The organism is Methylobacterium gossipiicola (assembly GCF_900113485.1).
In the GTDB taxonomy this organism is placed as follows: domain Bacteria; phylum Pseudomonadota; class Alphaproteobacteria; order Rhizobiales; family Beijerinckiaceae; genus Methylobacterium; species Methylobacterium gossipiicola.
The window spans coordinates 135,016-148,086 of sequence record NZ_FOPM01000003.1 but is presented as its reverse complement, the minus strand read 5'-3'; the positions used below and the strand labels follow the sequence as shown (position 1 = coordinate 148,086).

Below are 13,071 nucleotides of genomic sequence, written 5' to 3'. Positions count from 1 at the left end.
GACCGATCGGACCGCGACCGCGTACGAGCAGCCGGCCGGGGGAGGATCATAGTACGCCATGAAATCGAAAGCGTATTCTCTTTTCTCGATACGCTCACGCCGCATCCGAAAACTGTTCGACGCCGAATACTACACCACGCAATACCCCGATGTCGGCGATTACGGCGGCGGCCCCCTAGATCATTATCTCAGACATGGGTTCCGCGAAGGCCGTGATCCGGCCCCCGACTTCTCGACGCTGTACTACAAGGACAAGTACCTCAAGACCGCCGGACTGACGCGCAATCCCCTCGAAGCTCATGCCGAGGCGGGCGCGGCACGGGCGAGCCGCACGACGCGGCCGGCGACGCCCGAGGCGTTCCACGCCGTCCAGGCCGAGGTCGTCCGCCCGTATTTCGATGCCCGGCATTACGGGTCGCTCACGGGCCTCGTCGATCCGGAGACGGCGCTCCTCGACTATCTCGCGTCCGGCTGGCGGCGCGGCCTCGACCCGCGCCCGGACTTCGACGGGACGACCTACCTCCAGGCGAATCCCCACGTTCGCCTGCTGAACCTCAGCCCGTTCTATCACTACGTCTCAACGACGCCGATGCCGGATTTCGCACAGGCCCACGGTGATCGGACGCCGCTTTCCGAAGTCATCGCGGCGATCCGGCCATATTTCGATGCGGCGCATTACCGGGCGAGCTACGCCGACGTCGCCGCGTCGGGCGTCGACCCTGTCGCCCATTACGCCAGCCATGGCTGGAAGGAAGGCCGCGACCCGACGGAGTTGTTCTGGACCTCCTATTACGTCCGCACGAACCCCGATCTTGCGCTCGGGGGCACCAACCCGTTCTTCCACTATCTGCGGTTCGGCCGGGCGGAGGGACGCAAGCCCAATCCCCTCGGCGATGCCAAATGGCCGCCGACGAAGGCGCCCGAAGCCGCCGATTGGTACGGCGTGACGGCGGCCGCCACCATCGAGGCCGCCAGGGTCGTCGTGGTGGTGCCCGTCTACAAAGGCTACGACGAGACCCTGCGCACCCTTCACGCGGTGCTGACGGAGTCCCAGGTCGCGCCGTTCGCCCTCCTGGTCCTCAACGATTCCAGCCCCGATCCGCGTCTGACGGCGGACCTGCGCGCCCTCGCGGCGCGGGACCTGTTCACCTACTATGAGAACCCGCAGAACCTCGGCTTCGTCGGCACCATCAACCGGGCCCTGGAGTTGACGGGCGCGCGGGATGTGATCCTACTGAACAGCGATACCATCGTGTTCGGCGACTGGATCGACCGCCTGCTGGCCCACGCGACGCGCGATCCCTCAATCGGCACGATCACCCCGTTCTCCAACAACGCCACGATCTGCAGCTATCCGGATTCCGACCGCAATAACACCGTGGCCCTCGAACTTTCGCCCCGCGCCCTCGACGCGGCGGCGGCGGCGGCCAATCCCGGCCGCTGGGTCGAGGTGCCGACGGGCGTTGGGTTCTGCTTCTACATGCGTGGATCCCTCATCGCCGAACTCGGCCCCCTCGACGCGGAGGCGTTCGGCAAGGGCTACGGCGAGGAGAACGATTACTGCCTGCGCGTCCTCAAGGCGGGCGGGCGCAACATCCTCGCGGCGGACGTTTTCGTCTACCACTCGGGCAAGATCTCGTTCTCGGACGTCTACGATTCCGAATACACGCAAGGCCAAGCCGCGCTGCTGGCCAAGCACCCGGACTACACCCTGCGTATCGAGCGCTTCGTCGCCGCCGATCCAGCCGCCGACGTGCGGCTCGCCCTCGACCTCTACCGCCTCGCGCGGGCGGCCGGCCCCCGCACCGCCGTCTTCGTCGTCCACGCGAAGGGTGGGGGGGCCTCCGTCCACGCCGATCATCTCGCCCGGCGTCTCACGGACGAGGGAGTCCGCGTCGTCACCCTCACGATCACGGATGGGGCGGGCATCGGCCTCGGCCTGTTCGGCGCGGACGGCCCCTACCTGCCGAACCTGCGCACCCTGTCGGTGCTCGACGATTACCGCATCGTCGCGCGGTTCCTCGACTGGCTCGGGCCACTCTTCACCCACGTCCACTCATTCTATGGCCTCGATGCGACGGCGACATCCGCCCTGATGGATCTCATCGAGGCAGCGCCCGGCCGAACCGTCGTGACCCTGCACGACTATTCGAGCGTCTGCCTACGCAACCACCTCGTGACCCGGGAGGGGATCTATTGTGGCCTGCCCGGCGGGCGCCCCTGCGCCGATTGCGATTGCGCCGAAGCCCGGCCGGGTCTCGACCGGATGGCGCGCCACGCCGCCTTCTACCGCGCGGCCGACCGGATCCTGGCGCCGTCACACGATACGGCGACCCGCATCGACGCCCTGTTCGGTCCGCTCGCCATCACGGTCCTGCCCCACGAGGAGGAACTGCCCGAGCCCCTGCCGCCCCGCGCCCCACGCGGCGGACCCGTCCGCCGGATCGGCGTGCTCGGCGCAATCGGCGCTCACAAGGGCGCGGACGTGATCCATGCCCTCGCCCGCGATGCCCGTCGGCGCGGCCTCGACCTCGCCTTCACGATCATCGGCCATTCGGACATCCCCGAGAAGATGGCCGCCATGGGCGTCGTGGAGACGGGTCGCTATGCCGACAACGCCGAAGCCCTGGCCCTCCTCGAATGCCACGCGATCGACCTGATCCTGATCCCGTCGATCTGGCCGGAAACCTACTGCTACACCCTGTCCATCGCCCTCGTCTCGGGCCTGCCCGTCGCGGTGTTCGACCTCGGCGCGCCGGCCGAGCGCCTACGGGCCCTCGGCATGGACAACCGCCTCGATCCGGCCCTCGCCAACGATCCGGGGCGCCTCAACGACGTGCTGCTCTCCCTCGACCATCCGGACACTTTCCCCCGACAAGGATCAGAGACCAATCATTTTGCCAGCTATTCATCCCTTCTGCGCGACTATTATTCTCTCGACGCCGGGCTTAAGAGCGGGCGGTTACCCGCTACGGCGGCGCCGGTCTCGCCCGGCCCGACCTTTCAAGCCTAAGGACATCACCGCATGAAAATCGCCATGATCGGCGCCGGCTATGTCGGGCTCGTCTCCGGAGCCTGCTTCGCCGATTTCGGCCACACGGTGTGCTGCGTCGATACCGATCCGGCGAAGATCGCCGCCCTGGAAGACGGGCGCATTCCGATCTTCGAACCCGGCCTCGACACCCTCGTGGCCGACAATGTCCGCCATAGCCGGCTCACTTTCTCCACGGAAGTGTCAGGGGCCGTGGCCCAGGCCGACGTGGTGTTCATCGCCGTCGGCACGCCGTCCCGGCGCGGTGACGGCTTCGCCGACCTGTCCTACGTCTACGCCGCCGCCCGCGACATCGCCGCGTCGCTCGACGGCTACACCGTGGTGGTGACGAAATCGACGGTGCCGGTGGGCACCGGGGACGAGGTCGAGCGCATCATCCGCGAAGCCCGGCCAGACGCCGCCTTCGCGGTGGTCTCCAATCCCGAATTCCTGCGCGAAGGCGCGGCGATCTCCGACTTCAAACGGCCCGACCGCATCGTCATCGGAGCCGAGGACGACCGCGCCGCTTCCGTGATGCGCGAGGTCTACCAGCCACTCTACCTCAATCAGGCGCCGATCCTCGTCACCGGCCGGCGCACGGCCGAGCTGACGAAATACGCGGCCAACGCGTTCCTCGCCACCAAGATCACCTTCATCAATGAGATTGCTGATCTCTGCGAGCAGGTGGGCGCCAACGTGCAGGAGGTCGCGCGCGGCATCGGCCTCGACAACCGCATCGGGGCGAAGTTCCTGCACGCAGGGCCGGGCTATGGCGGCTCGTGCTTCCCCAAGGACACCCTGGCGCTGGTGAAAACCGCGCAGGATTCCGGCACGCCCTTGCGCCTCGTGGAAGCCGTGGTGGCCGTCAACGACCAGCGCAAGCGTGCCATGGCCCGCAAGGTCACGGCGGCCTGCGGCGGCTCGGTGCGGGGCAAGACCATCGCGATCCTCGGCCTCACCTTCAAGCCGAACACCGACGACATGCGCGACGCGCCGTCGCTCGCCATCGTGGCGGGCCTCCAGGATGGCGGCGCCCGGATCAGAGCCTACGACCCGGAGGGCATGGCGGGCGCCCGCGCACTCATGCCCGACATCACGTACACGGACGATCCCTACGAGTGCGCGACGGGGGCCGATGCCCTCGTCATCGTCACGGAGTGGAACGCCTTCCGCGCCCTCGACTGGACGGAACTCGCCGCGCGCATGCCCGGCCGCACCGTGGTCGACCTGCGCAACGTCTATCGGCCGGACGACATCGCCCGCCACGGCTTCCGCTACGTCGGTGTCGGCGTGCCCAACGCCTGAGCGCCCCATGTGCGGCATTGCCGGCCTCGTCGATCCCCGCCTCTCGCCCGGCGACCTCACCGACGCGGCCGGGCGCATGGCCGACGCCCTCAGCCATCGTGGCCCGGACGGGCGCGGGGTGTGGGCGGAAGGGGCCGTGGCTCTGGGCCATCGCCGCCTCGCCATCGTGGACCTCAGCCCCGCCGGCGCCCAGCCCATGGCCTCCCGCAATGGGCGCTGGGTCCTGACCTACAACGGCGAACTCTACGGGACGGAGGCCGCGCGGGCCGCCCTGGCGGCGGGTGGCCACGTCTTTGCCGGGCATTCCGACACCGAGATCCTCGTCGAACGCATCGCCCGGCATGGCGTCGCCGGGGCCCTGGCCGATGTCGAGGGCATTTTCGCCTTCGCAGCCTATGATCGCCAGGAGCGACGGCTCTGGCTCGCCCGCGACCGGATGGGGGTGAAGCCGCTGTTCTACGCCGCGACCGACCGGCGTTTCCTGTTCGGCTCGACGCTCACGGCCCTCGACGCCTGTCCCGCCGCGACGTTTTCCATCGATCCGGCCGCCGTGTCGAGCCTGCTGCGCCACGGCTACGTGCCGGCGCCGGGCGCGATCCGCTCCGGGGTGAGCAAGCTCGAACCGGGGCACTGGCTGTCCTGGCGCCTCGGCGAAGCCCCCGTCATCGCCCCCTACTGGAGCCTCGACGCGGTGATCGCGGCCGGCCAGGCCGACCCGTTCACCGGCTCGGATGCGGACGCCATCGACGCCTTGGAAGCCCTGCTCAGCGGGGCCGTCCAGCGGCAGATGAATGCCGACGTTCCCTTGGGCGCCTTCCTGTCGGGGGGCATCGACTCGTCCCTCGTCGCGGCCCTCATGGCCGGGGGGAGACCGACGAAAACCTTCGCGGTGGGGTTCACCGACGACCCGCGCTTCGACGAGAGCGGCCACGCGGCGGCTGTGGCCCACCACCTCGGGACGGATCACACCACCATCCCGGTGCGCGAGGCCGACGCCCTCGCCCTCGTGGCCGATCTGCCCCGCCTCTACGACGAGCCCCTGGCCGATCCCTCCGGTCTGCCCACTGCGCTGCTCTGCGCCGCGACCCGCCGGGCCGGCCTCACCGTCGCCCTGTCGGGGGATGGCGGCGACGAACTGTTCGCCGGCTACGACCGCTATGCCCTGGCGACGCGCTTCGCCACCCGCGTGGCGCCGATCCCCCGAATGCTGCGCCGGGCCGCCGCCGGCACGGTGCGGCGGATGCCGCAGGCTGGCCTTTCCCTCGCGGCGCGTGCCCTGCCCGATCCGTGGGGCGGGCCAGAGGGCGCCGACCGCCTGCGCAAGGCTGCAGCCCAGCTGCCCGGCGATGGCTTCGATGTCTACGCCCGGCTCCTCACCCTCAACCCCGACGCGCGAGCCCTCGCCAACGGCGTTCCCGGCCTGCCGAGCCCCATGGACCGCCCCGGCGACGGCCCCCTCCTCGACCGGATGCGCCGCCTCGACAGCCTCGCCTACCTGCCCGACGACGTTCTGGCCAAGGTCGACCGCGCCAGTATGGCGGCGGGCCTCGAGGCGCGCGTTCCCCTCCTCGACCGGTCGGTGGTCGCCTTCGCGTGGCGGCTGCCGCCCCACCTCCTCGTGCGCAATGGGGCCCGGAAATGGCTCTTGCGCGAGGTACTCGCCCGGCACGTGCCCCGCGCCGTGTTCGAGCGCCCAAAGCAGGGCTTCGCCCCGCCGCTGGCCGCCTGGCTGCGCGGTCCCCTGCGCGCCTATGCCGGGGACCTACTCCATGCGCCCGATCTCGGCGGCGGCTTCCTCGATCGCGCGCGGGTGCGCGCGATGTTCGCCGAACACCAGACCGGCACCCGCAACCATGCCGTCGGCCTGTGGCCGATCCTGATGTTCGAGGCGTGGCGGCTGGCCCAGCACAGCGCATGATACCGCTACTGATTGATCGTATCGGATTGACCGGGCGCGACAGGCCGGATCGATCGACCGAAGGCAGTATGAGAGAACGACCGGGGAGAACCATGGGCGAACGCATCACCCTCACGGCGGGGAACACCGAGGCCGTCATCGCCCTCCGCGGCGCCGAGCCGGTCTCCTGGCGGGTGGACGGGACCGAGTATCTCTGGAGCGGCGACCCGGCGCATTGGGACCGGCATGCCCCCTGGCTGTTTCCCGTGGTCGGCGCCTCAGCGCAGGGAGCCGTCCAGGTCGAGGGCCGGAGCTACCCCATGGCCCAGCACGGCTTCGCCCGCGACCTGCCGTTCCGGGTCCTGGCGCGCACGGACGATCGCGTGACCCTGCGTCTGGAGGAGAGCGCCGCGACCCTGCCGCACTATCCGTTCCCGTTCCGCCTCGACATCACCGCGCGGGTCGAGCCCGGCCGCCTCGCCTTCGAGATCCGGATCGAGAACACCGGGGCCAGCCCCCTGCCCTATGCCCTCGGGTTCCACCCCGCGTTTCCATGGCCCTTCGCCGGGGGCGAGCGGACGGCGGGCGGCGGCTATCGCGTCGACTTCGAAAAACCCGAACGCCCCCTGGTGCCGGAGGTGGGGGCCGGCGGCCTGCTCCTGCGAACCGAGCGGCCGATCCCCCTCGACGGCGCCACCCTGCCCCTCGACCCCGCCCTATTCACCGAGGCCCTGGTTCTGCGCGAGGCCGCGAGCACCTGGATGCGCTTCGTCGCTCCGGACGGCAGCGCCCTGCGCATGGCGGTCTCGGATTTCCCCCACCTCGCCGTGTGGACGAAGCCGACGGCGCCATTCCTGTCCCTCGAATGCTGGACCGGCCACGCCGATTGGGCGGGCTACGCGGGCGAATTGCGCGAGCGGGACTCGCAGCGCCTCCTGGCGCCGGGCAACGTGGCGCAGCACGCCGTCACCCTCTCGCACGAGGCGGCCGCCTCGCACGGGGCCGCCGCATGAGCCCGTTCTCCGCACAAGCCTGGGCCGCCAACGCCGCGGCCTACGAGACGATCCGGACGATGCCGTTCAACACGGAACTCGCCGCCGGGACCCTGACCCGCGCGCGGTTCACCCACTACATCGTTCAGGACGCCCACTACCTCATCGGCTTCGGCCGCGCCCTGGCGCTCGCCGCCGCCAAGGCGCCCCACCCCGACCGCATCGTGCAGTTCGCCCGCGCGGCCGAAACCGCCATTGTGGTCGAGCGCGCCCTGCATGGCGGCTTCTTTCGCGATTTCGGCATCACGCCCGAGGCGTTCGCGGGCACACCCCTGTCGCCCCCCTGCGATCACTACGTCTCGTATCTCCTCGCCACAGCCTATGCCGACCCCTACGAGGTGGTGCTCGCCGCCCTGCTGCCGTGCTTCTGGATCTACGCCGAGGTCGGCCGGGACATCTTTTCCCGCGCCAAACCCGACAACCCGTATCGCGCCTGGATCGACACCTATGCGGGCGAGGCGTTCGGCGAGGCCGTCACAGCCATGATCGCCGCCACCGACGAGGCGGCGGCCGAGGCCTCGCCGGCCGTCATCGCCCGCATGCACCGGGCCTACACCCAGGCGACCCGCCACGAATGGCTGTTCTGGGACGGCGCCTACCGCGAGGCCGCCTGGCCGATCTGACCCGTCACGCAATGGTCCGCAGCACGCCGCCATCGACCCGCAGGGCGGCGCCGCTCGTGGCGCTCGCCGCCGGGCTGCAGACATAGGCGACCATATTGGCGACCTCGTCCACGGTGGCGAGGCGGCCGAGCAGCGAAGTCGGGCGATGCTCCTTGATGAAGGCGCGGCCCATGGCGTCGAGATCGACCTCACCGGATTCCGGCGCCATCGCCTTCATGAAATCGGCCACGCCCTCCGAGAGGGTCGGCCCCGGCAGGACGCTGTTCACGGTGACGCCGGTGCCGGAGACCGTCTCGGCCAAGCCTCGGGAGACCGCGAGCTGAGCCGTCTTTGTCATGCCGTAATGGACCATCTCGGTCGGGATGTTCAGGGCGGATTCCGAGGCGATGAAGACCACCCGGCCCCAGCCGCGTGTCACCATGCCGGGGGTATAGGCCCGCGACAGGCGCACCCCGCTCATGACGTTGGTTTCGAAGAAGCGCTGCCAATCCTCGTCGGGAATCTCGAAGAAGGGTTTCGGCTCGAAGATGCCGGTGTTGTTGACGAGGATATCGACGTCGGGAAGCCCCGAGACGAGGCGGTGGGCGCCGTCCCCCGTGGCGACGTCGCCCGGCGCCGCAATGAAATTCTGCTGTGCCGTCTCGGACTTGAGGCGGTCGATGGCGCTGCCGACCCGGTCCTGGGCCCGTCCGTTGATCGCCACGGTGGCGCCGAGCTCGGCGAGCGCCTTGGCGATGGCGTAGCCGATGCCGCCGGTGGACCCGGTGACGAGGGCTCGCTTGCCGCTGAGGTCCATGTCCATGTCGTGTCTCCTGATGGGATAGGAACCCCGTCAACGCGCGGGAAAGCCCCTCCGGCCCGCACAGTGATCGCCCGCAGGGCGGCCATGCGAATGGCAATGGGGATGTTTCACATGAAACAGTTCGTTCACCCTGTGGGCATCAATCCTTGGGTGATCGGCGCAGAACACTGGCGACGGCCCCGAAGGCCGCGAGCCCGGCGGCACACCACAGGGCGGCGGTGACGGCGCCCCCCGCCGCTTGGACGAGACCGAAGAACACCGCGACGGCGGCGGCTCCGAGGGATTGCCCCGTGAGGCGAGCCGTCGATTGCATGCCGCTGGCCCCGCCGCTGCGGTCGCGCGGGGCGCTGGTGACGATGATGCGGTTGTTGGGCGATTGGAACAGGCCGAAGCCGATCCCGCACAGGGTGAGACGCCAGCCGATGTCGAGGAAACTCGGATGGGCCGGCAGGCTGGCGACGGCAATCAGGCCCGCGGACAGGATCGCCAGTCCGAAGCCGCTGAGAAGCCCGGGCGCGTAGCGGTCGGACAACCGTCCAGAGAGGGGTGCCGCGACCGCGATGGCGATGGGCCAGGGCGTCAGGAGGAAGCCCGTCGTGGTCTCCGGCAGGTGCATCACATCCTGGAAGTAGAACGGCAGGGCGACGTAGGCCATCATCTGCGCCGCGAAGGCGCTGATGGAGGTGGCCATCGACAGGGCGAAGGCCGGGATGCGCAGGAGGTCGACGGGCAGGAGCGGTGCCGGCAAACGCATCTGGCGGCGCACGAACACCACCCCGATGGCCAGAGCGGCGCCGATCTCGGCGAGCGCGAGGGTGCGTCCACCCGGATCGCCGAGTCCGTCGACGCCGATGATGAGGAGCCCGAAGGTGAGGGCGTTGAGCACGGCGCTCCCCACGTCGAACCGCGCGCCGCTGCGCGGCGTCACCGGCAGGGTCCGGGCGCCCACCGCCAGGGCGACGAGGCCCACGGGCAGGTTGACGAGGAACAGCCACGGCCAACTCGCCACGGACAGGATGGCGGCGCCCACCGTCGGCCCGGCGGCCGAGGCCATGGCCACCACGAGGGCGACGTTACCGACGCCGCGCCCGATGGAGCGTTGCGGGTAGATGAACCGCACCAGGGCGATGTTGACGCTCATGATTCCGGCCGCCCCGAGCCCCTGGGCGATCCGCGCCGCGATCAAGAGGGGCAGGGTCGGCGCGAAGGCGCAGGCCACGGAGGCGAGGGTGAACAGCACCAGCCCCGACAGATAGACCCGACGATAGCCGAGGATGTCGCCGAGGGACGCCAGGGGCAGCAGGGCGGCCGTCACGGCGATCTGAAAGGCGTTGACCACGAAGATCGCCGCCGAGGGATCCACGTCGAGGTCGCGCGCCATCACCGGCAGGGCGACGTTGACGATGGCGCCGTCGAGCACCGCCATGGTCATGGCGAGCCCGATAGCGAGGAAGGCCAGCATCCGCTCGCGCACGGGCAAGCCGTCCTGGGCCGGGGGCGCGGGATTCGAGGCTGGATCGGTCATTCGGGCACCCGTGCCGGTTCCCCCGGTGGTGACAAGTGCTCTATGTCACGCGGCGCCGATCCGGCGCCGGATGACGATAGCACTTTCCCGAGAGACTGACCGTATGCGTGCCTCCCCGTTCCGCGTCGCCTGCGCGGTCACTGGCCTCGCCCTCGCCTTCGGGGCCGCCCTTCCGGCCGCGTGGGCCGCCGACGATCCCGCCGGAATCGCGGAGCCCATCGGGATCGCGCTGGAAGGCTTCGCCTATCCGTATCCAGTCTTTACCCTCCCCCTGACCCGCGACGGGGAAGCCCAGCGCCTCGCCTATATGGACGTGCCGGCGGGCGGCACGCCGAACGGCCGGACGGTGCTGCTCCTGCACGGGCGCAACTTCCCGTCGAGCTACTGGCAGGGGGTGATCGTGGCCCTGACGGGAGCGGGCTACCGGGTGGTGGCGGTCGATCAGCTCGGCTTCGGCAAATCCTCGAAGCCCGTCGAACCGTTCACCTTCGATACGATGGCGGCCGACACCGTGGCGCTCCTCGATTCCCTCGGACTGCCCCGCGTCGATGTCGTGGCGCATTCCATGGGTGGGATGCTCGCCGTGCGGCTGGCGCGCAACGCGCCGGAGCGAGTCAACAGCCTCGTCCTCGAGGCGCCCATCGGGCTGGAGGATTACCGCTTCGTCGTACCGCCGGTCTCGACGGAACGCCTGCTGCGCCTTGAGGACGACATCACGGCGGACGTCTACCGCCGGCAATTGATGACGAGCTACAGCCTGTCCTTGCCGGCCTCGGCCATCGAGCCGTTCGTGTCCCTGCGCATCCGCGTGAAGGGGTCGGGCGAGTATCCGCGCTGGCTGCGGTCGTTCGTGAATTCCTACCAGATGATCTGGGGCCAGCCCGTGGTGCACGAGATTCCCCTCGTGCGGGTCCCGACCCTGTTCGTCATGGGCGAGCGCGACCACAACGCGCCGGGCCGGCCCTTCGCGCCCGAGCCCCTGCGGGCCGGCATGGGCAACAACGCCGCCCTGGCCAAGGCCCTGGCGGCGCGGATGCCGGACGGGCGCGCCGAGGTGTTTCCGGGGGTCGGACACCTCGTCCACCTCGAAGCGCCGCAGCGGTTCAACGCGACGATGCTGGAGTTCCTCGACGGCCACTGAGCGTCGTTTCAGCGGAAGGCTACCCGCGCGGCGGCTGCCGCCTGCCAACCCTCGCTCATCCCCACCGAGATCGGGACGAGCGAGAACGGCCTCAGGTCAGCACCACCACGCGGCTGCCGATCTCGACGCGGTCGTAGAGGTCGATCACGTCCTGGTTGATCATGCGGATGCAGCCCGAGGACACGCTGCGGCCGATGGATTCGGGCTCCAGGGTGCCGTGGATGCGGTAGAGCGTGTCCTTGTTGTCCTGCCAGAGATAATGCGCCCGGGCGCCGAGGGGATTGCGCGACCCGCCGGGGACGCCGAGCCCGCTCTGGAGCTTGGTCACCTGCCGGGCGAGCTTCGGGGTACGGGCGATCATCTCCTTTGGAGGATACCAGTCCGGCCACATCTGCTTGGAGTTCACCGTGGAGACACCCGACCACGAGAAGCCCTGCTTGCCCACCCCGACGCCGTAGCGCCGGGCGCGGCCGTTGGGCTGGACCAGCAGCAGCTGATGCGCCCGCGGATCGACCACGATGGTGCCGACGGGTTCGCGCCCCGTATAGGCCACCTCCTGGCGCAGGAAGGCCGGGTTGGCCTTGCGCCAGTTGAAGGCATGGACCGGGAACGGCTCGTCGGTGATTGCCGCATAGGCGCGGGCATAATCGATGGGGCCGTCATCCACCGGGCGGGCGACCCGCGTCGGCTGCGGCGCCTGGGTGGGCTGCACCGGATCGGGACCGCGACGGAGATCCGGCTCCTCGTAAGCCGGGTCGATGGCCTCGCGGCGCGCGGCGCGCGGGTCGCCCCCCCGCTCGGAATAGGGCTCGTAGCGCCCGCCCCGGCGCCGGTAGAGGCGCCCGTCCTCGTCCCGGTAGAGACGTTCGTCGTCGAACGGCCCGTCCCCGTCGATGCCGTCGCCGAAGAAGCGCCCGCGTCCCTGGGCGAGGGAGCCCGTGGTTCCGGCGAGGAGGGCAAGGCTCGTCGCGGCTCCGGCGAGGAGAACACGACGGGTCGGGGGTGTGGTGCGGGACATCGGGGTTGCTCGGGCCGTCTGATTCGGGGGCGGGAAGGCGGGGCTCGCGCGCGGCAAGGGCGGCAAGGCTTGCGCTTGCGCCTAGCAAGGGCGAACGCCCACGTCACGTCACACCCACGACTTATCAGCTCTGCGCGGGGTGGGCGGACAGCATTGAGCCAGCGAACGAATACCGTCGCGGGCGCAGTCTTCACCATACCGGCGCAAATCACGGAAACCGACGATTGCCAGAACCTTGGCCGTTCGACATAGATCGGAGCCGGCCGACGCGCCGAAGCGGTTCCCGTCGAACCCTCGCGTAGGCGCGTCGTGCTGCCCTCCCCCCAATCATGGATCGCGTCCCGTGCCGGCCTTCGCGCGTCTTTCGCTCGCCGCTTTTTCGACCCTGACCCTGCTCGCCGCAACGGCGCCCACCGAGGCGGCGGGGCGGCGCGATGCGCCGATGGCGCCCGTCCGCCCGGAGGGGCCGAGCACGGCCTGGACCTCCGCCGACGGTACCCCGGCCTGCATCCAATCCCGGCGCAAGCTGTGGCAACCGGGCGAGGGCTGGACGGTGCGGCGGGTGACCACCTGCCGCTGACACCCGCGGCGGATCACCCCGCGATCCGGGGGTGAGATGGGGACGGCCCCCGGCCGCCCCTCGAAACGGCGGACGCGCCCGGCTAAAAGACGCCCAA

10 protein-coding genes are annotated in these 13,071 nt (G+C 70.0%); 7 read left to right on the top strand and 3 right to left on the bottom strand.

Features of this window, described 5'->3' with window-relative positions:
* Positions 1 to 58: 58 nt before the first annotated feature.
* The 5 genes from BM249_RS03760 (at position 59) to BM249_RS03740 (ending at position 7,908) form a co-directional block, all read left to right on the top strand.
* A complete protein-coding gene (locus tag BM249_RS03760; protein WP_091969150.1) occupies positions 59 to 3,013 on the top strand; it encodes a glycosyltransferase in 2,955 nt (984 codons plus the stop codon).
* A 12-nt stretch (positions 3,014 to 3,025) separates the two neighbouring features.
* On the top strand, positions 3,026 to 4,336 hold the full coding sequence (locus BM249_RS03755; protein WP_091969148.1) for a UDP-glucose dehydrogenase family protein: 1,311 nt from the start codon (positions 3,026 to 3,028) through the stop codon (positions 4,334 to 4,336).
* A 7-nt stretch (positions 4,337 to 4,343) separates the two neighbouring features.
* A complete protein-coding gene (gene asnB / locus BM249_RS03750) occupies positions 4,344 to 6,254 on the top strand; it encodes an asparagine synthase (glutamine-hydrolyzing) (RefSeq protein ID WP_091969146.1) in 1,911 nt (636 codons plus the stop codon).
* 92 nt (positions 6,255 to 6,346) lie between these two features.
* Positions 6,347 to 7,246: an aldose 1-epimerase family protein gene (locus BM249_RS03745; protein ID WP_091969144.1), complete on the top strand. Its 900-nt coding sequence runs from the start codon at positions 6,347 to 6,349 to the stop codon at positions 7,244 to 7,246.
* Positions 7,243 to 7,908 (top strand): TenA family protein, encoded by a 666-nt coding sequence (locus BM249_RS03740; RefSeq protein ID WP_091969142.1) that lies wholly within the window; start codon positions 7,243 to 7,245, stop codon positions 7,906 to 7,908. Before BM249_RS03745 ends, BM249_RS03740 begins: the two co-directional genes overlap by 4 nt.
* A 4-nt stretch (positions 7,909 to 7,912) precedes the next feature.
* On the opposite strand, the gene BM249_RS03735 is transcribed toward BM249_RS03740, so the two are convergent.
* Positions 7,913 to 8,710: an SDR family NAD(P)-dependent oxidoreductase gene (locus BM249_RS03735; RefSeq protein ID WP_091969140.1), complete on the bottom strand. Its 798-nt coding sequence runs from the start codon at positions 8,708 to 8,710 to the stop codon at positions 7,913 to 7,915.
* 139 nt (positions 8,711 to 8,849) lie between these two features.
* Positions 8,850 to 10,235 (bottom strand): MFS transporter, encoded by a 1,386-nt coding sequence (locus tag BM249_RS03730; protein WP_091969138.1) that lies wholly within the window; start codon positions 10,233 to 10,235, stop codon positions 8,850 to 8,852.
* 103 nt (positions 10,236 to 10,338) lie between these two features.
* On the opposite strand from BM249_RS03730, the gene BM249_RS03725 reads away from it, so the two are divergent.
* On the top strand, positions 10,339 to 11,376 hold the full coding sequence (locus BM249_RS03725; RefSeq protein ID WP_091969136.1) for an alpha/beta fold hydrolase: 1,038 nt from the start codon (positions 10,339 to 10,341) through the stop codon (positions 11,374 to 11,376).
* Positions 11,377 to 11,467: 91 nt separating this feature from the next.
* On the opposite strand, the gene BM249_RS03720 is transcribed toward BM249_RS03725, so the two are convergent.
* Positions 11,468 to 12,394: a L,D-transpeptidase gene (locus BM249_RS03720; RefSeq protein WP_091969134.1), complete on the bottom strand. Its 927-nt coding sequence runs from the start codon at positions 12,392 to 12,394 to the stop codon at positions 11,468 to 11,470.
* 343 nt (positions 12,395 to 12,737) lie between these two features.
* Here BM249_RS03720 and BM249_RS03715 point away from each other — a divergent pair, with 343 nt between their 5' ends.
* The gene (locus tag BM249_RS03715; RefSeq protein WP_091969132.1) at positions 12,738 to 12,974 is read left to right on the top strand and encodes a hypothetical protein; all 237 of its coding nucleotides are present in this window, start codon (positions 12,738 to 12,740) and stop codon (positions 12,972 to 12,974) included.
* Positions 12,975 to 13,071: the final 97 nt, after the last annotated feature.

Bases quoted from the DNA above. Each gene is read 5' to 3' on its own strand.
- BM249_RS03760 (WP_091969150.1), top strand. From the start codon at position 59: ATGAAATCGAAAGCGTATTCTCTTTTCTCGATACGCTCACGCCGCATC.
- BM249_RS03725 (WP_091969136.1), top strand. From the start codon at position 10,339: ATGCGTGCCTCCCCGTTCCGCGTCGCCTGCGCGGTCACTGGCCTCGCC.
- BM249_RS03720 (WP_091969134.1), bottom strand. From the start codon at position 12,394: ATGTCCCGCACCACACCCCCGACCCGTCGTGTTCTCCTCGCCGGAGCC.
- BM249_RS03735 (WP_091969140.1), bottom strand. From the start codon at position 8,710: ATGGACATGGACCTCAGCGGCAAGCGAGCCCTCGTCACCGGGTCCACC.
- BM249_RS03730 (WP_091969138.1), bottom strand. From the start codon at position 10,235: ATGACCGATCCAGCCTCGAATCCCGCGCCCCCGGCCCAGGACGGCTTG.
- BM249_RS03745 (WP_091969144.1), top strand. From the start codon at position 6,347: ATGGGCGAACGCATCACCCTCACGGCGGGGAACACCGAGGCCGTCATC.
- asnB (WP_091969146.1), top strand. From the start codon at position 4,344: ATGTGCGGCATTGCCGGCCTCGTCGATCCCCGCCTCTCGCCCGGCGAC.
- BM249_RS03755 (WP_091969148.1), top strand. From the start codon at position 3,026: ATGAAAATCGCCATGATCGGCGCCGGCTATGTCGGGCTCGTCTCCGGA.
- BM249_RS03740 (WP_091969142.1), top strand. From the start codon at position 7,243: ATGAGCCCGTTCTCCGCACAAGCCTGGGCCGCCAACGCCGCGGCCTAC.